The following is a 952-nucleotide window of genomic DNA, read 5'->3' as shown; positions in this document are numbered from 1 at the left end:
TTTCTTGGAAGTAGATTACGATCAAGCATTTCAATTGTATCTGTATTGCGAGTGTTCCTAGAAATATAATACGACCTAATAGACTTAATCAATGAACCAATAGCTACTACAGAAAATATGGAAATAGATATCGTCCAAGCAGCTGGCGATAGTTCTGTGTCATCTTTTGGTGTAGCACACTGTAGCTTCTTTCCTTCTTTTACAAATGACGCTGTAAATAAATTATCTTTTCTTGAAGCTATTAATGCTTGTATAGAGGTAGAGATCATGTCAACCCTAAACTTATATCCTGCTTTGCATTTACAAGTTCCGGTTTTAGTGTCATTTGAATATGAATAAACTGATGATGTAATTTCATATATTAAATCTTCATTTTTAATCTTACATTCAGTGCCTAACACATTAAAACTGCCAACAAACAGCAAACTTAAGGCATGCAATTTTATTATTTTGTAAATTCTCATCATAAACGCACCACTTAGTTTAACCGCAAAGAATGTGTTTTTGACTTGACCCTTTAGGTCAAGTCAAAGTCAAAAATACATTCAATCTTTGAATATTTGAATTTGGGTTCAAAGATTAGCCAGTGTTTACAATCCTTGGTTTTTGCTTAAGAAAACAGGTGGATTATGCATAAACAACTAACCTTTGAACAAAGGCATTATATCAAGAAGTGGAGCGAAATGAAAGAGGCTACTGTACAAGCCCAAAAATAATTCATAAAAATACAATTTTCATTCACAAAGTAGCTATATTATTACTTTTTCAGACCTTTCCCCAATCCAAAAATAAAAACCAAACAAAACACACAAACCCCAACTGGCATAATGATTTCAACCAAAAAACAGTTTCACCCATTAGGTAAAAACCAAAGGCAACCAAGCCCCTCATTAACCAACCAAACTTTATGCGTTTATGAAAATTTTAAACTACAAACGATACAACTAACGAA

The 952-nt window shown here is 32.6% G+C and carries 1 protein-coding gene; it reads right to left on the bottom strand.

Annotation, left to right across the window (positions count from 1 at the left end):
- Positions 1-467, bottom strand: a 467-nt coding sequence (locus tag BAZSYMA_RS08185; protein WP_143243170.1) for a hypothetical protein, incomplete at its 3' end; no start/stop codon positions are given.
- Positions 468-952 lie beyond the last annotated feature (485 nt).

Origin of the sequence: Bathymodiolus azoricus thioautotrophic gill symbiont, from assembly GCF_001298715.1 — a bacterium.
Taxonomy (GTDB): domain Bacteria; phylum Pseudomonadota; class Gammaproteobacteria; order PS1; family Pseudothioglobaceae; genus Thiodubiliella.
Note: the sequence above shows the minus strand (reverse complement) of the source record. Positions and strands in the feature narration are given on the sequence as shown.